This is a genomic window from Streptomyces sp. NPDC057950 (assembly GCF_042887295.1).
GTDB lineage: Bacteria > Actinomycetota > Actinomycetes > Streptomycetales > Streptomycetaceae > Streptomyces > Streptomyces kaempferi.
The window spans coordinates 411004-429671 of record NZ_JBHVPP010000003.1 but is presented as its reverse complement, the minus strand read 5'-3'; the positions used below and the strand labels follow the sequence as shown (position 1 = coordinate 429671).

Annotated in this window: 19 protein-coding genes; 9 read left to right on the top strand and 10 right to left on the bottom strand. The window is 73.8% G+C overall.

Features of this window, described 5'->3' with window-relative positions:
- Positions 1-534: 534 nt before the first annotated feature.
- A complete protein-coding gene (locus tag ACFVTC_RS08795; protein WP_390125429.1) occupies positions 535-1968 on the bottom strand; it encodes an RNB domain-containing ribonuclease in 1434 nt (477 codons plus the stop codon).
- 95 nt (positions 1969-2063) lie between these two features.
- On the opposite strand from ACFVTC_RS08795, the gene yaaA reads away from it, so the two are divergent.
- Entirely contained in the window at positions 2064-2864 is an 801-nt protein-coding gene (gene yaaA, locus ACFVTC_RS08790) for a peroxide stress protein YaaA (protein ID WP_390125426.1), read from the top strand.
- Positions 2865-2961: 97 nt separating this feature from the next.
- Positions 2962-3633, top strand: coding sequence for a bifunctional 4-hydroxy-2-oxoglutarate aldolase/2-dehydro-3-deoxy-phosphogluconate aldolase (gene eda / locus ACFVTC_RS08785; RefSeq protein ID WP_390125423.1), 672 nt, complete (start codon positions 2962-2964; stop codon positions 3631-3633).
- Between the two features lie 15 nt (positions 3634-3648).
- Here eda and ACFVTC_RS08780 read toward each other — a convergent pair whose 3' ends face one another.
- Positions 3649-4092 (bottom strand): alcohol dehydrogenase catalytic domain-containing protein, encoded by a 444-nt coding sequence (locus ACFVTC_RS08780; protein ID WP_390125420.1) that lies wholly within the window; start codon positions 4090-4092, stop codon positions 3649-3651.
- Positions 4093-4136: 44 nt separating this feature from the next.
- Between ACFVTC_RS08780 and ACFVTC_RS08775 the strand changes: the two genes are divergently transcribed.
- Positions 4137-4757 carry a helix-turn-helix domain-containing protein gene (locus ACFVTC_RS08775; protein ID WP_390125418.1) on the top strand — a complete coding sequence of 207 codons (621 nt, stop codon included), beginning with the start codon at positions 4137-4139 and terminating at the stop codon, positions 4755-4757.
- A gap of 147 nt (positions 4758-4904) precedes the next feature.
- Here ACFVTC_RS08775 and ACFVTC_RS08770 read toward each other — a convergent pair whose 3' ends face one another.
- From ACFVTC_RS08770 to ACFVTC_RS08760, 3 genes are read right to left on the bottom strand one after another with little or no spacing between them, the layout of a single operon-like run.
- Positions 4905-6272, bottom strand: coding sequence for a bifunctional RNase H/acid phosphatase (locus ACFVTC_RS08770; protein ID WP_390125415.1), 1368 nt, complete (start codon positions 6270-6272; stop codon positions 4905-4907).
- 5 nt (positions 6273-6277) lie between these two features.
- The gene (locus ACFVTC_RS08765; protein ID WP_390125514.1) at positions 6278-7021 is read right to left on the bottom strand and encodes a zinc ribbon domain-containing protein; all 744 of its coding nucleotides are present in this window, start codon (positions 7019-7021) and stop codon (positions 6278-6280) included.
- On the bottom strand, positions 7018-7878 hold the full coding sequence (locus tag ACFVTC_RS08760; protein ID WP_390125412.1) for a Nif3-like dinuclear metal center hexameric protein: 861 nt from the start codon (positions 7876-7878) through the stop codon (positions 7018-7020). The genes ACFVTC_RS08765 and ACFVTC_RS08760 overlap by 4 nt, the downstream gene beginning before the upstream one ends.
- Positions 7879-8130: 252 nt before the next feature.
- Between ACFVTC_RS08760 and ACFVTC_RS08755 the strand changes: the two genes are divergently transcribed.
- Entirely contained in the window at positions 8131-9501 is a 1371-nt protein-coding gene (locus ACFVTC_RS08755; protein ID WP_390125409.1) for a hypothetical protein, read from the top strand.
- A 58-nt stretch (positions 9502-9559) separates the two neighbouring features.
- Positions 9560-9727 (top strand): hypothetical protein, encoded by a 168-nt coding sequence (locus ACFVTC_RS08750; protein ID WP_390125406.1) that lies wholly within the window; start codon positions 9560-9562, stop codon positions 9725-9727.
- Between the two features lie 229 nt (positions 9728-9956).
- Here ACFVTC_RS08750 and ACFVTC_RS08745 read toward each other — a convergent pair whose 3' ends face one another.
- The 3 genes from ACFVTC_RS08745 to ACFVTC_RS08735 are packed head-to-tail and all read right to left on the bottom strand — an operon-like array spanning position 9957 to position 12953.
- Positions 9957-10913, bottom strand: coding sequence for a 3-oxoacyl-ACP reductase (locus ACFVTC_RS08745; protein ID WP_390125403.1), 957 nt, complete (start codon positions 10911-10913; stop codon positions 9957-9959).
- A 48-nt stretch (positions 10914-10961) separates the two neighbouring features.
- Positions 10962-12038 (bottom strand): Zn-dependent alcohol dehydrogenase, encoded by a 1077-nt coding sequence (locus tag ACFVTC_RS08740; protein WP_390125400.1) that lies wholly within the window; start codon positions 12036-12038, stop codon positions 10962-10964.
- 30 nt (positions 12039-12068) lie between these two features.
- Positions 12069-12953, bottom strand: coding sequence for a MaoC/PaaZ C-terminal domain-containing protein (locus tag ACFVTC_RS08735; RefSeq protein WP_390125398.1), 885 nt, complete (start codon positions 12951-12953; stop codon positions 12069-12071).
- A 269-nt stretch (positions 12954-13222) separates the two neighbouring features.
- Between ACFVTC_RS08735 and ACFVTC_RS08730 the strand changes: the two genes are divergently transcribed.
- The 4 genes from ACFVTC_RS08730 to ACFVTC_RS08715 all read left to right on the top strand — a co-directional run bounded on the left by ACFVTC_RS08730 (position 13223) and on the right by ACFVTC_RS08715 (position 17171).
- Complete coding sequence (locus ACFVTC_RS08730; RefSeq protein ID WP_390125395.1) at positions 13223-14152, top strand: ATP-binding cassette domain-containing protein; 930 nt, start codon at positions 13223-13225, stop codon at positions 14150-14152.
- On the top strand, positions 14152-14874 hold the full coding sequence (locus ACFVTC_RS08725; RefSeq protein WP_390125392.1) for an ABC transporter permease: 723 nt from the start codon (positions 14152-14154) through the stop codon (positions 14872-14874). The genes ACFVTC_RS08730 and ACFVTC_RS08725 overlap by 1 nt, the downstream gene beginning before the upstream one ends.
- 171 nt (positions 14875-15045) lie before the next feature.
- A complete protein-coding gene (locus ACFVTC_RS08720; RefSeq protein WP_390125389.1) occupies positions 15046-16470 on the top strand; it encodes a sensor histidine kinase in 1425 nt (474 codons plus the stop codon).
- Between the two features lie 68 nt (positions 16471-16538).
- Entirely contained in the window at positions 16539-17171 is a 633-nt protein-coding gene (locus tag ACFVTC_RS08715; protein WP_168533566.1) for a response regulator transcription factor, read from the top strand.
- Between the two features lie 30 nt (positions 17172-17201).
- Here the strand turns inward: ACFVTC_RS08715 and ACFVTC_RS08710 are convergent, their stop codons facing one another.
- Together ACFVTC_RS08710 and ACFVTC_RS08705 are read right to left on the bottom strand one after the other, a co-directional pair.
- On the bottom strand, positions 17202-18029 hold the full coding sequence (locus tag ACFVTC_RS08710; protein ID WP_390125386.1) for a hypothetical protein: 828 nt from the start codon (positions 18027-18029) through the stop codon (positions 17202-17204).
- Complete coding sequence (locus ACFVTC_RS08705) at positions 18029-18568, bottom strand: SigE family RNA polymerase sigma factor (RefSeq protein ID WP_390125384.1); 540 nt, start codon at positions 18566-18568, stop codon at positions 18029-18031. Before ACFVTC_RS08705 ends, ACFVTC_RS08710 begins: the two co-directional genes overlap by 1 nt.
- Between the last annotated feature and the right edge of the window lie 100 nt (positions 18569-18668).

Sequence of the window (18668 nt, the reverse complement as noted above, 5' to 3'; positions counted from 1 at the left end):
CCCGTGGGGGCTGTTCCATGCCCTGGCCTTCGGCTCGGACCCGACCTTCGGCTCGGGACCCGACCTTCCTCGCCCCCGCCGCCCCTACCCGTCCCATCCCGGAGGCTGCGCCCCGGACCCCGCCAGGGGGCTTCGCCCCCGAACCTCCGCAGGGCTCCGCCCCTGCATCCCGGCCAGGGGGCTCCGCCCCCAACTCGCCGCGGGGCTCCGCCCCCGGACCCCGCCAGGGGCTGCCGCCCGCTGGACCCCACCCGGGCGGGTTTCGCCCCCGAACCCCCCGCGGGGCTCCGCCCCTGCTCTGCACCCCGGCAGGGGGCCGGCAGCCCGCTGCACCCCGTCCGGGTGTTCCGCCCCCTGCACCCCCGCCCGCCCGAAGGGCTCGTCCTCAAGCGCCGGACGGGTTGGATGTGCGGGCCCGGCCCAATTCGCTGATGCCCGGACGCACCGAGAGGGCGACGTCCGGAGCAGGCGTAGCGCGGCTCGCGTCGGCGTGGACCGAACCGCGGCTCGGGCTCCCGCGAACCGGACCGTCGGTCACGCCGGCGTGAACCGTACCTTCGTCGTGCCCGGGTCCGCCTCCGTGAGGCGTACGCGCAGGTGTTCGCCGAGGGGGAGTCTCGACCGGCCGCCCGTGATGCGGGCGAGGACGGCCGGGGACTCCAACTGCACCGTTCCGACGGTGGGGTCATGGTCCTGTACGTCGACCACGGATGCCTCGAAGAGGTCGCCGACCCGGTCCTTGAGCAGTGCGGCCTCGACGATGTCGACGCACTCGCGCTCGACGGTGCCCGCGCGCCGGCTGCCCCAGGCCATCTCCTCGGGAAGGGCGTCGAGGGCGGCGAGGACCCACTCGGGAGGCTCGCGGTCCTCGGCGGCGGCGAGGCAGATCTCCGCGGCGTAGCGGTCGCCCAGGCGGCGCAGGGGGGCCGTGCAGTGGGCGTAGGGCGCGGCGACGGCCGCGTGGGAGGTGACCTCGGGGAGCAGGCCGTCGCGGAAGACCGTGTAGCCCGCGCCGCGCAGCAGTGTCGTGCACTCCTGGAGGAACGCCGCGTGGTGCGGCAGGTGCGGGTCGAGGGAGCGGATGAGCTGGGCGTACGAGACGTGGTGCGGCCAGTCGATGCGCAGGGCCTTGGCGGTACGGCGCAGCCGTCCGACCGCGCCGTCGGGGGCGGCCGGGAGGGTGCGCAGGACGCCTGTGCCGTGGGCGAGCATCAGGTCGGCCGCGGACATCCCGGTGAGCAGGGAGATCTGGGCGTTCCAGCCCTCGGTGGGGAGGGGGGCGCGGTAGACGAGCGCGTAGGTTCCGTCCCGCTCGACGATTTCCTGTTCGGGGACGTTGAGCGAGATGCCGCCGCGTTCCACTTCCAGGCGCTCGCGCAGCGCGCCGATGTCCTTGAGCAGGGCGAGGGGTTCCTCGGCCGTCCCCGCGTCGATCCGTCGCTGGACGTGCGCGTAGTCGAGCTTGGCGCGGCTGCGCACGAGGGCGCGGCGTACGTCGGTCGACTCGGTGCGGCCCTCCGCGTCCAGGTCCAGCGTCCACAGCACGGCCGGGCAGGTCTGGTCGGGGAGGAGGCTGGCGGCGCCCTCGGAGAGCCGGGGCGGGTGGAGGGGGACGTTCTCGTCGGGGAAGTAGAGCGTGTTCACGCGGCGGTGTGCCTCGGCGTCCAGCGGGCCGCCGGGTGTCACGAAGGCGGCGACGTCGGCGATCGCGTACCGCACGCGGTAGCCGCCCCTCTCACGCCGCGCGAGGTGCATCGCCTGGTCGAGGTCGGTGGACTCCGGCGGGTCGATGGTGAAGAAGGGGATGTCCGTCGCGTCGTGGGAGGGCAGCCGGGGTGGCCGGGCCGCCTCCTCCAGGGCGTCGGGCGGGAAGCTCCCGGGTACGCCGAGCTCGGTGCGCAGGGCGCGCAGGGCGGCACCCAGAGGAGCCTCCGGTGCGCAGACGGCGCGCATGTGGCGGCAGGGCATGGGTCGAGCGTAGGTCGCCCTCGCGCGTCGGGCACCCCGGGCCGTACCCCTTAGGCTGGCGCGCGGGCCACACCCGCTGTGAGGAGAACACCACCGTGCTCGTGCTGCTGCCGCCCTCCGAGGGGAAGGCCCCCTCGGGCCGTGGAACCGCTCTGAAGCTGGAGTCGCTGTCCCTGCCCGGCCTCACCGAGGCGCGTCGGGCGGTCCTCGACGAGCTGGCCGAGCTGTGCGCCGGTGACGAGGACAAGGCCCGCGAGGTGCTCAGGCTGAGCGAGGGGCTGCGCGGGGAGATCGCCAAGAACACGGAGCTGCGCACCACCGGCGCGCGGCCCGCCGGGGAGATCTATACGGGGGTCCTGTACGACTCGCTGGACCTCGCCTCGCTGGACACGGCCGCCAAACGGCGCGCGAGCCGGTCGCTGCTGGTGTTCTCGGGGCTGTGGGGCGCGGTCCGGGTGACGGACCGGATCCCGTCGTACCGCTGCTCGATGGGCGTGAGGCTGCCCGGTCTCGGGGCGCTGGGCGCGCACTGGCGGGCTCCGATGGCCACCGCGCTGCCGGAGGCCGCCGGGGACGGACTGGTGCTCGATCTGCGGTCCTCGGCGTACACGGCCGCGTGGAAGCCGAAGGGCGAGGTCGCCGGGCGGACGGCGACGGTGCGGGTGCTGCACTCGCAGTGGGTGGACGGTGTGGAGAAGCGGTCGGTGGTGAGCCACTTCAACAAGGCGACGAAGGGCCGGATCGTACGGAGTCTGCTGAGCGCGGGTGCGGCGCCCAAGGACCCGGCCCAGCTGCTGGAGGCGCTGCGGGACCTCGGGTACGTGGTGGAGGCGAAGGCGCCGGCCGGCGCGGGCCGGCCGTGGGCGCTCGACGTGGTGGTGACCGAGATCCACTAGCGGCCGTCCGGGGCGTCGCACGGGACGGCTCCTCCATGCGTTGCAGCATACGCAACGACCTTTGCGCATGCTGCATACCCCGGGCAGGATGACGGGCATGACCTCGTCGCTGCCCTCGCCTACGCCTGCCCCCGCACCCGGTCCCGTGTCCGGCTCCGTGCTGGACCTCGCGCCCGTCATGCCCGTCGTCGTGGTCACGGACGCCGCCGACGCGGTGCCGCTGGCGCGGGCGCTGGTCGCGGGCGGACTGCCCGCCATCGAGGTGACGCTGCGGACCCCGGCGGCGCTCGACGCCATCCGGGCGATCACCGCGGAGGTGCCGGACGCGGTGGTCGGCGCCGGCACCGTCATCAAGCCCGCCCAGGTGACGGACACGGTGGCCGCCGGAGCGCGCTTCCTGGTCAGTCCGGGCTGGACGGACGGGCTGCTCGACGCCATGAAGGCGTCCGGGGTGCCGTTCCTGCCGGGGGTGTCCACGGCCTCGGAGGTCGTGGCGCTGCTGGAGAGGGGGGTGCGGGAGATGAAGTTCTTCCCCGCGCAGGCGGCGGGCGGGACGGCGTATCTCAGGTCACTGGCCGGACCGCTGCCGCAGGCGCGGTTCTGCCCGACCGGCGGCATCACGCCGGACTGCGCCGCGGAGTACCTCGCGCTGCCCAACGTCGGGTGCGTGGGCGGCACCTGGATGCTTCCCGGTGACGCGATCGCGGCGAAGGACTGGGTCCGGATCGAGTCGCTGGCCAGGGACGCGGCGACGCAGTACGCCCGTTGAGGCCCGGCACGGGGATCAGCTCACCCGGATGACGACCTTGCCGAAGGCCGCGCCGCTCCCGTAGTACGAGAACGCCTCCCGCACCTCGGCGCCGGCGCCGAGGGTGAGCACGGTCTGTCCCGGGGCGAGCGGCCCGCCGCCGGTCGGGGAGTACCACGCGGTGACGCCGGCGCAGGGCAGACAGGCGGCCTCCTCCCAGGTCAGACGGTCCGGGACGCGTACCGCCGCCGCCTGGCCCAGTCGGGCGCACTCGGTGAGCACGCCGTCGAGGGTGGCACCCGGCTGGTCGAGGAGGTCCGGGGTGATCCGTCCGTCGAGCCGGTTCGGGAAGTACGTCCCCGCCACCCGGTCGCCGAGCACGAACCGGGTCACCTCCCCGCCCACCGCGACGACCTCTCCGGCGCCGTCGCTCGCCGGGATCACGCCCGGTACGGCTTGCGGCGGACAGGTCCCCTTCACGATCAGCAGATCGCGCTTGCGAACCCCCTCCCCTCACAAGGGAGTTGCTGCGCCGGCGCACCGCCCGCCGGGTCAGTCAGCCGGAGCTCGCCTCGCGGGCGGGGACGACACAGCGGTACGTCAGCTTCATCGAGCGCGGACGTTCGATGCCCGGCAGGGCGATCGCGATCAGGCTCGCCGAGTCACCGGGCCTGACCCTGCGGGAGCGCAACTCGCTGCTGTCGGAGGCCGGTTACGCGCCGGCGTTCGCGGAGTCCCCGCTCGACGCGGTCGCGCTGCGGCCCGTACGGGAGGCGTTGCACACCATCCTGGCGGGACACCTGCCGTATCCGGCGGTGGTGGCGGGACCGCGGGGTGAACTCGTCGCGGCGAACGCGGCGTTCGAGGTGCACACGGAGGGAGCGGCCGCCGAGCTGCCCGTCCCCCCGGTGAACGTGCTGCGGCTCGCGCCGCATCCGCGGGGCATGGGGTCGCGGGTGGTGAACCTGGACACGTGGGGACAGCACATCGTGGAGAGCCTCCGGGCCCGAGCCGTGCGCAGCCCAGACCCACTGCTCGACGCGCTGGTCGGGGAGCCGGCGCGTACGGGCCGGTGGGCGGGCCCGGCGGGGACTGTCTCGGCTTCGCCGTACCGCCGCGACTGCGCTGTGCCGAGGGCGGGTTGAGGCCGCTCACCACACTGACGTCGTTCGCGACCGCCGTCGACGTGACGCTCGCCGAGCGCCGCCTGGAGGCGTTCCTGCCGGCGGACCCCGAGACCGCGGAGATCCTCCGGAAGCGGGACGCCGGGCGAGCCGGGACCGGCGGCCCGCTCAGCGGAGGTGGGAGGTGTCGTTGAACAGGCGCAGGCTGGCGTTGCCGTCCGCGTAGTACGCCACCGCGGACAGGGAAGCCGCGGACAGCTCCATGCGGAACAGCGACTCCGAAGGGGCGCCGATCGCGAGCCGCACGAACGTCTTGATCGGGGTGACGTGGGTGACGAGCAGGACCGTGCGGCCCGCGTAGGAGGCGACCAGCCTGTCGCGGGTGGCGGCGACGCGGCGGGCGGTCGCCTCGAAGCTCTCGCCGCCGCCGGTGGGTTCGGCCTTCGGCGAGGCGAGCCAGGCGTTCAGATCGTCGGGGTGGCGCTCCCGGACCTCGGCGAAGGTCAGGCCCTCCCAGGCGCCGAAGTCCGTCTCGCGCAGGCCGTCCTCGATGGTCACGTCGAGCCCGAGCCGCGCGGCGACGGCTTCCGCGGTCTGCCGGGTCCGGGTGAGCGGGGAGGCCACGATCGCCTGGATCGTGCCGCGCGCGGCCAGTGCCGCGGCGGCCCGCTCGGCCTGCTCCCGGCCGACGTCCGAGAGCGAGGGGTCGGTGCCACCGCTGCCGGAGAACCGCTTCTGCGGGGTCAGCGGGGTCTCGCCGTGCCGCAGCAGGACGAAGGTGGCGGGCGCGCCCATGTCGGGGGCCGCGCCCCATCCGACGGTCGGAGCGGGGGTGGCCACGTTCCGCGCGGCCCGTTCGTCGTTCTCGGACTTCGCGGCTTCGCCGCCGCCCGGTGACGGGGGTGCGACGGGAGTCGTCGGGACGCCGGACCGTGGGGGCTGGTCGCGCAGTTCCCCGCGCCCCTTGCGGGGCCCGTGCGAGACCGGTGCCACCAAGGCCGCTCGGGCTTTCGCCGCGCCCGCCGCCGCGTCGCCGGGCGGGCCCGACGGCTCGGGCGCCGCGGGCCTCGTCGCCCTCGCGTCCAGCTCCGCCGTCGACCGGGACGGCGACCACTGCTCGCCCCGCTTCCCCGCGTCCATGGCCTCGTTGGCCAGGCGGTCGGCGTGCTTGTTTTGTTCGCGCGGGATCCACTCGTAGCCGACCTGCTCGGGCGGCAGGATCCGGGCCGCCTCGGCGGCCAGCGGCTTCATGTCCGGGTGCTTGATCTTCCAGCGGCCGGACATCTGCTCGACGACGAGTTTGGAGTCCATCCGGACCCGGACCGTGGCGGTCGGGTCCAGCTCGCGGGCCGCCTTCAGCCCGGCCACCAGGCCCCGGTACTCGGCGACGTTGTTGGTGGCGAACCCGATGTACTCGGCGGCCTCCGTCAGCGTCTCCCCCGTGACCGCGTCGATGACCACGGACCCGTACCCCGCGGGGCCCGGGTTGCCCCGGGAACCGCCGTCGGCCTCGACGATGAACTCCCGCGCGCCCATGGCCCCTACAGGCCGGACTCGGACGTGCGCACCAGGATCCGGCGGCAGTTCTCGCAGCGCAGCACGGTGTCCGGGGAGGCCGCCTTGACGTCGTTGACCTCGGTGATGTTGAGCTCCAGGCGGCAGCCCTCGCAGCGGCGCTGGTAGAGCCGGGCCGCACCGACGCCGCCCTGCTGGTCGCGCAGCTTCTCGTAGAGCTTGAGGAGATCGGCCGGGACCGAACCCGCGACGACGCCGCGCTCCTTCGTCACCGTGGCCGTCTCACCGTCGAGGGACTCGAAGGCCGCGTCCCGTCGTCCGGTGGCGTCGTCGATCCTCGACTGGACGGAGGAGACCCGCTCGGTCAGTTCGGCGACCCGCTCCTGCGCGGACTCGCGGCGCTCCATGACCTCGAGGACGACGTCCTCCAGGTCGCCCTGCCGCTTGGCGAGGGAGGTGATCTCGCGCTGCAGGTTCTCCAGGTCCTTGGGGGAGGTCACGGCTCCCGAGTCCAGGCGCTGCTGGTCACGGGTGGCGCGCTGGCGCACCTGGTCGACGTCCTGCTCCGCCTTGGTCTGCTCGCGGGCGCAGTCGCTCTCCTCGGTCTGCGCGGCGACGAGCAGGTCGCGCAGCTGCGTGAGGTCCTTGTTCAGCGACTCGATCTCGGCGTGCTCGGGCAGCGACCTCCGCTTGTGCGCGAGCTGCTGCAGGCGTGCGTCGAGGGTCTGGACGTCGAGGAGTCGGATCTGGTCGGCGGGCGCGGCGTTCAGTTGGGGGCTCCAGATGTGTCGGTGTTCGAGGCCGCGTGGGCGGTCCAGGGGTCGGTGACCGTCTTCGAGACGTGGACCCGCAGGTCCCATCCGTGTCGGTCGGAGATCTCGTCGAGCTGGGTGGCGGCCAGCTCGCACCAGGGCCACTCGGTGGCCCAGTGCGCCGCGTCGAGCAGCGCGAGAGGACTGGGGGCGCGGACCGCCGTGAACTCCGACACCGGGTGGTGGCGGAGGTCCGCGGTGAGGAAGGCGTCGACGCCCGCGGCACGCACGTCGCCGAAGAGGCTGTCGCCGGAGCCGCCGCTGACCGCGACGGTCCGGACGATCGCGTCGGGGTCGCCCGCGACCCGGATGCCCTGCGCGGTGGCCGGCAGCCGCCCGGCGGCCCGCGCGGCGAACTCGCGGACGGTCACCGGGTGGTCCAGTTCACAGACGCGGCCCAGGCCACGGCGCCCTTCGGGGTCGGTCGGGTCCGGCACCAGGGGGCGTACGACACGGAGGTCGAGCGCGCCGGCCAGGGCGTCCGAGACACCGGGGTCGGCCCGGTCGGCGTTGGTGTGCGCGACGTGCAGCGCGATGTCGTTCTTGATGAGGGTGTGCACGACCCGGCCCTTGAAGGTGCCGGCCGCGACCGTCGTCGTCCCGCGCAGATAGAGGGGGTGGTGGGTGACCAGCAGGTCGGCGCCCAGCTTCACCGCCTCGTCGACGACGTCCTGGACCGGGTCGACCGCGAACAGGACCCGCGTGACCTCCTGGTCGGGGTCGCCGCAGACGGTGCCGACCGCGTCCCATCCCTCGGCCCTCTCGGGCGGCCAGAGGGCGTCGAGCGCGGCGATGACTTCAGACAGACGGGGCACGGGGAAAGGCTACCTGCCTCGCGTCCGTGTCCCACCGGTCGCGGGTTCTCCCGACCGGGCGGGCGGGCCGCCTGCGGGCACGCGGGCCGTGGTCACCCGGCCCCACCTCCTCCTCCGCACCCCGCTCAGCACACCCGTCCCCGTTCCCTCAGGCGAATCGAGACATGGCCACCCTTATGTGTGAAGCGGCCGGGCGTCGGTCCCGCGTCTGTGCTTACGAAAACTAGCTTCGTCGCCGGAGGTGACCGAGCGATGACGGCCTGTGCGACCGAGCCCGCGGCAAACCACGAGAACCCGGAGAACCGGGATAACCCGGCGAACCCGGCGAACCCGGCGAACGCAGATCACGGGAACGGGCGGGCCGACCGCCCCGGATGCGTGATCACCGCCGACGGAACCTACGCGGCGCGCCTCGCGCTCGACGGCGAGTGCTGGTTCCCGGAGCGCTGGACGCTGGACGGCCCCGAGCCGTACGCCGTGCCGCTGCCGTCCCACCAACCGGAGGAGCCCGGCACCGAGGTGCTGCCGATGACCGACGGACGGGTGCTGATCCACCGGATGACGGCCGGGCGGCACGCGTTCTCGCTGCTGTACCCGACCGGGCCCGGCACCGGGGAGCTGCCGCTGGGCGCGGTGGAGTGCCCGGAGGAGGGCTCCCGGCTGTGGCTGCTGCCGCCCGCGCCGGACGGGGAGCACGCGTACGCCCTCACCGTGGGACGGGGGTCCACGGCGGTCTGGCTGGTGGCGGGCGGCGCCTTCGGCCCCGAGCACCTCGCCGAGATCCCGGGCCGCTGTTCGGGCGGGGTGTGGCTGGACAGCACGGGACGCATGCTGGCGCTGGACCGTTTCCAGGGCGGCCGGACCAAGACCGTGGTCGTCGATCTGGAGCGCGGCGGCGAGGTGTCCCCGCTGCTGCAGATCGCCGAGGACAGCAACGACCGGCTGCTGCTCGCGGACGCCGACAGCGGGTTGCTGCTCATCCGCTCGGACGCGCCCTCGCCGGGGAACGCCCGGCTGGGCTGGGGGGTGCTGGGGAGCACGCTGCCGGTCCGCTTCCCGGAGTGTCTGCGCGCCTCGGACTGCGCGGTGACGCCGTTCGCGATCCAGCCGGGGCAGGTGCTGACGCCGGAGCGCTGCGCGGTGGCCCTGCGGATCGACGGACCGGCCGGCACCTGGGTGGGGATGTGGCGGCCCGTCGAGCGCCAGGTCCACCATCTCCCGGCGCCGGAGGGGTGGTTGGCTGGGGCAGGACGGTTGACGGAGGACGGCTTGCTCCAACTGCCCTTCGCCACGGGGGCGGTCCCGTGCGGGGTGGAGTGGCTGGAGGCGCCACCCGTTCCGGTGGACGCGGAGTACGCACGTCCACCGGAACGGGTGGCCGCGCGTCCGGTCCCGCTGCAGCAGGCGCCCCTGACCGGCCGGGCCGCTCCGTCCGGCCGTCCGGTGGGACAGGACGGGCCCGTTCCCGCCCTTCCGTTCGTTCCCGCCGTTCCGATCGTTCCGATCGCTCCGGCCTTTCCGGTGGCCCGGGGCGAGCGGGCCGGGGGCAGGACGCCCGGCGGATGGGAACGGGTGGAACCGGCCGGGGCGCGTCCCGGTCACCCGCCGACGAACCGGCCATGACCAACGGTTAGAATCCTCCGGCTGCAAAGAAGGATCTTGTTGACGGGGTGAACACCAGATGAGCGACATCAGCACCATGGAACCGCCGGTCACCGACGCCCAGGACGCCGCGGCGCAGGCCGCGGGCCACGGCAGGCACCGGGGGCCGGTCTCCGGCCAGGACGACGAGGCCATGCCGCACGGCCGGCACCGCAAGCCGGGCGGCCAGCCGGACAGGTCGGCCTGACGGCACGTCGGACCTACGACACGGCCCCGCTCACCCGAGGTGAGCGGGGCCGTGTCGTACCGTCGGCGTCCGCCGCGCGATCTCCCGCACGTCACCGGGGCCCGCACACGCTCCCCGGATCACCCCGGTCACGCCCGGTCGGCCCGGCACGGTCCCACCCGGTCCGGCACGGTCCCGCGTGGTCCCGTCCGGTCGGGCACGGTCCCGCGTGGTCCCGTCCGGTCGGGTGCTACCCGCGCTTCAGTCCGAGCACCTCCGCCGCCGCGAACGTCTCCCCGCGCGGGCGCCCGGCGTAGTGCGGGCTGAGCAGGGCGTCGAGTTCGTCGTAGCTGAAGGCGTCCTGCTTGGTGTCGAACTTGGCGGCCACCCGCGGCCGTTCGACGACCGCCACCATGCCGCCGTGCACGACGAGCAGTTGCCCGTTGACGTGCGCGGCGGCGGGCGAGGCCAAGTAGCCGACGAGCGGGGCCACATGCTCGGGGGCGAGCGGGTCCAGCCCCTCCCCCCCTTCCGCACCGGTCTGCCGGGCCGGGAAGCCCGCGAACACGTCCTCGGTCATACGGGTCCTGGCGCGCGGGCAGATGACGTTCGCCGTCACCCCGTACCTGGCCAGCGCCAGCGCGGTCGACGTGGTCAGCCCGACGATCCCGCCCTTGGCCGCCGCGTAGTTGGGCTGGCCCGCCGAGCCCGCGAGGAACGCCTCCGACGAGGTGTTGACGATCCGCCCGTACACCGGCCCGTCCGCCGCCTTGGACCGTGCCCGCCAGTGCACCGACGCGAAGTGCGTCATGTTGAAGTGGCCCTTGAGATGGACCCGGATCACCGAGTCCCACTCCTCCTCGGACATCGAGAAGACCATCCGGTCGCGCAGGATGCCCGCGTTGTTGACCAGGATGTCCAGTTTCCCGAACTCGGCGACCGCCGACTCGACCAGCCCGCGGGCCTGTTCGTGGTCGGCGACGTCGCCGGTGTGGGCGAGGGCACGGCCGCCCGCGGCGCGGATCTCGGCGGCGACCTCCTCGGCGGGCGCGGCCGAGGCCGCGCCCGAACCGTCCCGCCCGGGACGTCCGTAGTCGTTGACGACGACGGACGCGCCCAGGCCGGCGAGCTCCAGCGCCTCGGCCCGGCCGAGGCCGCGCCCCGCGCCGGTGACGATCGCGGTCAGCCCCTCGAGTGGCAGTGACATCAGGGTCCTCAGCGGTGTTCGGGGCCGGATTCGGCGTCGGATTCGGGGTCAGATCTCGATGCAGGTGCGCAGGGCGGTACCCGTCCGCATCTGGTCCAGTGCCTCGTTGATCCCGGACAGCGGCACCCGGTGGGTGATCAGGCCCTCCAGGTCGATGCGGCCCGCACGCCACAGGGCGATGGTCCGCTCGTAGGAGCGCAGGACGTCACCGCCGCCGTACATGGAGGGCAGGATGCGCTTCTCGTCGAAGAACAGCTCGAACATGTTGAGCTGGAGGAAGTCGTCCATGGCGCCCGCGCCGACGACGACGAGGGTGCCACCGCGCCGGGTGTTCTCGTAGGCGGTGCGGGCGGTGGCCGACCTGCCGACGACCTCGAAAACGTAGTCGAAGCCCTCACCCGCGGTCACCGACTGCTTGGCGTCCGCCAGTCCGTCCGGCGCGACCGCCCTCGTCGCGCCGAACCTCAGCGCGGCCTCGCGACGGGAGGCGACCGGGTCGACGGCGACGATCTCCGCGGCGCCCTTGAGTCGCGCGCCCTGGATGGCGGAGATGCCGACACCGCCGCAGCCGATCACCGCGACCGACGAACCGGCCTCCACGTCGGCGGTGTTGAGGGCGGCGCCGAGTCCGGTCGTGACACCGCAGCCGATGAGGGCCGCGATGTCGAAGGGCACGTCATCGGGGATCGGCACGGCGCAGCCCGCGTCCACCACGACCTCCTCCGCGAAGGTGCCGGTGCCCGCGAAGCCGAAGACGTCCTGGCCCGAGCGCCTGAAGTTGGGGGTGCCCGCGTTCATGAACCCCGCCAGGCACAGTTCGGTCTGGCCGCGCTTGCAGGCGGGACAGCCGCCGCAGGCCGGCAGCCAGCAGACGACGACCCGGTCACCGGGCTTGAGACGGGTGACGCCCTCGCCGACCTCGGTGACCTCCCCGGCGCCCTCGTGACCGGGCACGAACGGCGCGGGCTGCGGCAGTACGCCGCTCATCGCGGACAGGTCCGAGTGGCACAGTCCGGTGGCCCGCACCCGGATCCTGACCCGTCCGGGGCCGAAACCCACCGCCTCGACGTCGTCGAGGACGTCGAGTTTGTCCTGGCCTGTCTCGTGCTGTACGGCTGCGCGCATGGTGCGGCTCCTCTCAACGGTGGGCTGGGCTCACACGTGCTCGACGACGGTGTCGGCCAGCACCGGCGCGTCGTCCCGGTCGGCCACGGTCACCGACACCCGGATCCCGCCGTCCGGGGCCGGTCCGCGCCACATGCGGACGCGCAGGGTCTCGCCGGGGAACACGACACCGGCGAAGCGGGTGGTGTACGAGCGGACGCGGGACACGTCCCCGCCGAGCAACGTGTCGACGACCGCCTTGAGCGTCACGCCGTACGTGCACAGTCCGTGCAGGATCGGCCGGTCGAAGCCGGCCAGCTTGGCGAAGTCCGGGTCCGCGTGCAGTGGGTTCCGGTCGCCGGAGAGCCGGTAGAGCAACGCCTGGTCCTCGCGGACCGGGCGTTCGACGGTCCGGTCCGGCGGCCCGTCCGGTGCGTCGAGGCGGGTGGAGGGGCCACGGTCGCCGCCCCAGCCGCCCTCTCCCCGTACGAAGATCTGGGCGTCGTTCGTCCACAGCGGTCCCCCGGCGTCCGCGACCTCGGTGCGCATGACGAGGATCGCGGCCTTGCCCTTGTCGTACACGGCGGCGATCCGCCCGGTGGCCGTCGCCCTGCCCTCGGCCGGTATCGGGCGGTGCAGTACGACGCGCTGTCCGCCGTGCAGCACGCGGGCGAGGTCGACGTCGACACCGGGCATGGACAGACCGCTGATCACACCGGGTGAGCCGGCCCCCGCGACGGTGGCGAAGCTCGGCAGGACGTGCAGTCTGGACTCGAGGGTGTAACGCAGTTCGTCGGCGTCCGTGGCGGGGCTGCGCTTGTCCGGGTTCGCGCCCGCTCCGAGGCCGAGGTGGTAGAGCTGGACGTCCTTCCGGTCCCAGGTGATCTCACCGATGCGGGGTTCGGCGGCGAGGGCCTTTGCGGCGTCGATGGGCATGGGGCTCCTGATCACTAGCGCGAAAGACCTCGATGCGGCCGTCCGCACCGTCGGCCGCACCGAGGTCGACACAGGGCCTCGGAACCCGCCCGTTCTAGAACGCGTTCCAGTACGGCGACCCCCTGTATAGCCCAGCGCCCCAGAGTTGTGAAGGCTGCTGACGTCATGTCAGATCCGGGCGCACGACCAGGGGCCGTGACATTTGTCCCGGCCGACTGCCCACAAGTGCCTCTGCCGGACCGGGCACCCCGGCTCGTAGCGTCGTCCTCATGACATGGACGACGGGGACGACGGGAACGACGGAGACGGAAGCGGCGGTGTCCTTCACGGGGGCCGTCAAGGCGTTCGGCGCGGTGCGCGCCGTGGACGGGGTGGATCTGGAGATCGCCCGCGGTGAGACCGTGGCGCTGCTCGGGCGCAACGGGGCGGGCAAGTCGACCACGATCTCCCTCCTGCTCGGACTGAACGAGCCCGACGAGGGGTCGGTCGCGCTCTTCGGCGGGTCCCCGGAGCGGGCGGTGCGCGCCGGGCGGGTCGGCGCCATGCTCCAGGAGACGCGGCCGGTGCCCCGGCTGACCGTCCGCGAGCTGGTCTCCTTCGTGGCGGGCCGCTATCCGGCGCCGCTGCCGGTGGACGAGGCGCTGCGGCTGGCGGGGATCGCGGAGCTCGCGGGGCGGCGCGCCGACCGGCTCTCCGGCGGCCAGTCGCAGCGGGTGCGGTTCGCGGTGGCGCTCGCCGGGAACCCCGCGCTGATCGTGCTCGACGAGCCGACCGCCGCGCTGGACGTGGAGGCGCGCCAGGCGTTCTGGGCGTCGATGCGGGCGTACGCGCGGCGCGGGCACACCGTCCTGTTCTCCACGCACTACCTGGACGAGGCCGACGCGCACGCGGACCGGATCCTCGTCATCGACCGGGGGCGGATCGTCGCGGACGGCACCGGCGAGCAGCTCAAGCGGTCGGTGGGCGGCAACCTGGTCTCCTTCGACCTGGCCGGGGCGAGCACGCAGGGGCTGACCCTGCTGCCCGGCGTGGTGTCGGTGGAGGTGCGCGGGGACCGGGCCCGGCTGCGCACGGACGACTCGGACGCGACGGTGGTCGCGCTGGCCCGGCGGGGCTCGATCCGTGGCCTGGAGGTCACCGCGGCGTCACTGGACGACGCGTTCCTGGCCCTCACCTCATCTGCTCTGGAGGCGGTGTGATGCTGGACTACCTGCGGCTGGAGGTACGCCGCACGCTGCGCGACGCCGGCTTCGTGATCGGTGGCGTGGCGATGCCCGTGATGATGTACCTGCTGTTCACCAATCTCGGTGGCGGAGGCGACGACGGCGGCTGGAAGACCGGTTCGATGATCGGGATGGCCGCGTACGGGGCGGTGGGTTCGGCCCTGAACACCGGCGGCGGAGTCGCCGAGGACCGGGTGGCCGGCTGGCTGCGGCAGCTCCGGGTGACGCCGATGACACCGCGCGAGGTGGTGCTGGGGCGGGCCCTGACCGGCTCGGTGACCGTGCTGCCGGCGATCGCCGCGGTGCTGACGGCGGGCGGGGTGGTCAACGGCGTACGGCTGGCGGCCTGGCAGTGGGCGGCGGTCGCGGTGCTGCTCTGGCTCGGCTCCGTCCCGTTCACGCTGCTCGGCCTCGGCAACGGCTACCGGCTGACCGCGCAGACCACCGGCGTCGCGAACATGGCGTGCAACCTGGGGCTCTCGGTGGTGGGCGGGCTGTGGTTCCCGATCACGCTGTTCCCCGGCTGGCTGCAGTCGGTGTCCGTGTACACGCCGGCCAACCGCTTCGCGGAGCTCGGCATGTCCGTCACCGACGGCCGTGCCCCGGCGCTCGGCGCGGTCGCGGTGCTCGTGGCCTGGCTGCTGGCCTTCGGTTCGTACGCTGTGGTCTCGTACCGCAGGGCGGGGCGGACGGCCTGAAACGGGGGGCGGGCCGCCCGTACCGCGGCGGTCCGCCCCTCAGCGCGGCGGGCGGTCGGCGGTCCGCCCGTACGGCGGCGGCGGCGTGGAAGGGTCCGGCAGGAGCGGGGATCGGGAAACCCGCAACGGGAAACGGGGAGCACGGACATGGCGTGGACGCGGAGCTCGTGGATGCGTGGAGTCGCCTGGCGGATGACGGCGCGGCGGGAGTCGCGGCGGCGGTGGAAGGCGGACATGGCGCGGTTCAAGGCGGAGCGGCGCACCGCGCGCAGGAACGGGCTGCCGATGCCCGAGAATCCGGGCCCACCGCCGACCGGGTTCGCCCTGCTGCCCTGGCTGCTGCTGGGCATGGGCGCCTTCTCCAACCTGTTCCAGGACAGGTCCTCGCACCCCTGGATAGGCGCCATCGGCCTGTTCACCTTCAACTCCCTCTACATCTACGTCGCGTTCCGTGCCTTCGTGAAGAAGACGCGCGAGGCCCTCTCCACGCGTCTGGCGCTGGCCGCGATGGGCGTGCTGACCTGTGGCCTCGCCATCGGCTACGGCGGCAACTGGCTGCTGTTCTTCCCGCTGCTGGGCCTCGCCGCGGGGGCGACCCTGCGCGGCCCCTGGCTCGGCCGGACGGGTGTCGGTCTGGCCGCGCTGGCGGGCGGGGTCTCCGGCGTCCGGGAGGGCTGGGACGCGATCAACATCGCGTACGGCACCTTCCTGTCCACGATGGTCACGGCGGCGATCCTGTCCCTCGCCGAGGCGGTACGGGAGCTGCGGGCGGCCCGTGAGGAGCTGGCCCGGCGCGCCGTCGAGAAGGAGCGGCTGCGCTTCTCCCGTGACCTGCACGACCTGCTCGGCCACACGCTCTCCGTGATCGTGGTGAAGTCGGAGGCGGCCCGCCGGCTGGCGCCCCGCGATCTCGAGGCGGCCCTGGTGCAGGTCGCGGACATCGAGTCGGTCGGCCGCCAGGCCCTCACGGAGATCCGCGAGGCGGTCACCGGCTACCGCGAGGGCAGCCTCGCCACCGAGCTGGACCGGGCCCGCTCCGCACTGTCCGCGGTGGGCGTCGACCCGGTCGTACGGCAGTCGGGGCCGCCCCTCGTGCCGCGGTCCGAGGCCCTGCTCGGCTGGGTGCTGCGCGAGGCGGTCACCAACGTCGTCCGGCACAGCGGCGCGACCCGCTGCGAGATCAGCGTCTCCGGCACGCGGGACCGGGTCCGTCTGGAGGTCGCGGACGACGGGGACGGGCTGCTCTCCCCGTCGCCCGTGCCGGGCATCGGCGGCACCGGCCTGAAGGGCCTGACCGAACGCCTGGCGGCGGCCGGCGGGTCCCTGCGGGCCGGCCCGTCCCCGCGCGGCGGCTTCACGGTCACGGCCGAACTCCCGGTGGAGGCCGAACTCCCCATCGAAGACGACCCGGTGGAGGCCGAACTCCCCGTCGAAGACGACCCGGTGGAGGCCGAACTCCCCGTGGAGGGCGGCCTCTCCACGGCGGGCGGCCTCTCCACGGCGGGCGGCCCCGCGGCGGGGGAACGCCCGGCGGAGGACCGGCTCCCCGCGGACCCGGCGGAGCTGCCGCTCTCCAGGACGCCCAGGGCCCGGTGACCGCCCCTCTCACCCCGTCCGTCGAGGACATGACGCCGCCGCACCCCTACGCTGGGCCCGTGGACGAGATGCCCCGGGACCACCGGCCGGTGAAGTGTGTGAGGGTCCTGCTCGCCGAGGACCAGGGAATGATGCGCGGGGCGCTGGCCCTGCTGCTCGGCATGGAGGAGGATCTGGAGGTCGTCGCGCAGGTCGCGTCGGGCGACGCGATCGTGGACGCCGCGCTGCTGCACCGCCCGGACGTGGCCCTGCTGGACATCGAACTGCCCGGCATGAGCGGTCTGGACGCCGCCGCCGAGCTGCGCCGACAGGCCCCGGACTGCCGGGTGTTGATCCTCACCACCTTCGGACGGCCCGGGTATCTGCGCCGCGCCATGGAGGCGGGCGCCGCGGGATTCCTGGTCAAGGACGGCCCCGTGGAGGAGCTGGCCGAGGCGATCCGGCGGGTGTTGACCGGCGAGAGGGTCATCGACCCGGCGCTGGCCGCCGCCGCGCTGAGTGCCGGGCCCAGTCCGCTCACCGCCCGCGAGTGCGACGTGCTGAAGGCATCGGTGGACGGCGCCACAGTCGCCGACATCGCGGGCAGGCTGCATCTGTCCGAGTCGACGGTCCGCAACTACCTGTCCTCCGCGATCGGCAAGACCGGCACCCGCAACCGTATGGAGGCGATGCGGGAGGCCCGTCAGCAGGGATGGCTCTGACCGGCGGCCGCCCGCGTCGCCGCGCGCCTCCTACTTCGTCACCGCCACGGTCCTGAAGGTCCTGCCCTCCGGCCCCACGCAGACGAACCAGTCGGACGGGGAGCCGTCCGCCGGGCGGATCAGGTCCTCGAAGTCCCCGCCGACGCCCGTCCCCGGGGAGGGCCGGTACGCCGTGGTCGTCGTGGCGTCGTCCCAGGTGCAGGTGACCTCCTGGGCGGTCGTGGGCGCCTGCCCGATCACGAGCCGCTGGTCGGAACCGCTCGTGGCCGTCCTCCTCGTCGCGAGCGGCATCGCGGCGGACTGCTGGAACGCGTTGTCGCCCTTTTCGAACGACCCCCGCATCCTGGTCGTCGTCGTGCCGTCCAGGGTCAGGCGCACGAAGTATGCGCTCTTGCCGACGAGTCCGGAGGCGGTGGGCGGCTGCACCCCCGGTTTCTCGAACCCGGAGTCGGTCATGGCGTCCAGCTGGTGCTGTGCCTCCGTCCGGTCGCGGGGCGCCCCCCACACGTAGATGACCGCCTTCCACTTCTTGCCGTGCTCGGTTCCCCTGGCGAGGTCGCTGCTCCACGGCGCGTACAGATGCCGTTCGTCGCTCGCCGGCGGGCGTGTCGCGGCCGGCGCGACCCGCTTCGCGTCGTCGCCCGTCGCCCCGGCCACAGCCAGCGTCCCCGTCGAGCCGGCGACCACCAGGGCCGCGGTCGCGGCCAGCGCCCAGCGGCGGGCCCTGCGGCGCCGGCCGCCGCGCACCAGCGCCTGGCAGGGAGCCGGGCCGATCCTCACCTCGTCCGCGGCCGTGGCCAGCAGCACGGCGATGTCCCCCTGCGTCATGTCGTGGTCGCTCTCCCGGTCCGCGTTCATCACTTCCGCCCTCCGTACGTCACCATGTCGGTCAGTCCCGGTACGGCGCGGAGCTTCGCGATCCCCTTCGCCGCGTTGCTCTTCACCGCGCCCACCGAGCAGCCCATCGCCTCCGCCACCCGTGCCTCGCTCAGGTCCTCCCAGTACCGCAGGACGACCGCCTCGCGCTGGCGTGGCGGCAACTGGGCGAGGGCCTTCAGCAGGGCGCTGCGGTCGTCGGCCTGGGCCATCCGGTCGCCGCCCTCGGGCACCTCGTGGGTGAGGCCCGAGTCGTCCTTCGGCGCCAGGAACTCCTTGAGGCGCCGGCGGTGCCTGCGGGCATGCGCGTTGATCATCACGCGCCGTACGTACGCGTCCGGGTCGTCGGCCGTGTCGACCCTGTGCCAGGCCACGTACACCTGTTCCAGCGTCGACTGGACCAGGTCCTCGGCCGCGTGCTGCTCCCCCGTGAGGAGGAACGCCGTACGCAACAGCCGAGGCCACCGGCCGACGACGAAGCCCTGGAACTCCTCGTCCCGGGTCTGTTTCCGATCCCCCATGGGCACCTCCTAGATGTGCATAGGAGTCCACGAGCACCGGTTTTCGTTGCCTCGGTGGCCGGAGATCCTCCACGGCGATCCCGGCGGGGCCCGGCGGGAC

Coding starts and splice junctions, on each gene's coding strand:
- ACFVTC_RS08720 (WP_390125389.1), top strand. CDS start 15,046: ATGCGTGGAGTCGCCTGGCGGATGACGGCGCGGCGGGAGTCGCGGCGG.
- ACFVTC_RS08705 (WP_390125384.1), bottom strand. CDS start 18,568: ATGGGGGATCGGAAACAGACCCGGGACGAGGAGTTCCAGGGCTTCGTC.
- ACFVTC_RS08750 (WP_390125406.1), top strand. CDS start 9,560: ATGAGCGACATCAGCACCATGGAACCGCCGGTCACCGACGCCCAGGAC.
- ACFVTC_RS08745 (WP_390125403.1), bottom strand. CDS start 10,913: ATGTCACTGCCACTCGAGGGGCTGACCGCGATCGTCACCGGCGCGGGG.
- ACFVTC_RS08710 (WP_390125386.1), bottom strand. CDS start 18,029: ATGAACGCGGACCGGGAGAGCGACCACGACATGACGCAGGGGGACATC.
- ACFVTC_RS08795 (WP_390125429.1), bottom strand. CDS start 1,968: ATGCCCTGCCGCCACATGCGCGCCGTCTGCGCACCGGAGGCTCCTCTG.
- ACFVTC_RS08715 (WP_168533566.1), top strand. CDS start 16,539: ATGCCCCGGGACCACCGGCCGGTGAAGTGTGTGAGGGTCCTGCTCGCC.
- ACFVTC_RS08770 (WP_390125415.1), bottom strand. CDS start 6,272: ATGGGCGCGCGGGAGTTCATCGTCGAGGCCGACGGCGGTTCCCGGGGC.
- eda (WP_390125423.1), top strand. CDS start 2,962: ATGACCTCGTCGCTGCCCTCGCCTACGCCTGCCCCCGCACCCGGTCCC.
- ACFVTC_RS08735 (WP_390125398.1), bottom strand. CDS start 12,953: ATGCCCATCGACGCCGCAAAGGCCCTCGCCGCCGAACCCCGCATCGGT.
- ACFVTC_RS08730 (WP_390125395.1), top strand. CDS start 13,223: ATGACATGGACGACGGGGACGACGGGAACGACGGAGACGGAAGCGGCG.
- ACFVTC_RS08755 (WP_390125409.1), top strand. CDS start 8,131: ATGACGGCCTGTGCGACCGAGCCCGCGGCAAACCACGAGAACCCGGAG.
- ACFVTC_RS08740 (WP_390125400.1), bottom strand. CDS start 12,038: ATGCGCGCAGCCGTACAGCACGAGACAGGCCAGGACAAACTCGACGTC.
- ACFVTC_RS08725 (WP_390125392.1), top strand. CDS start 14,152: ATGCTGGACTACCTGCGGCTGGAGGTACGCCGCACGCTGCGCGACGCC.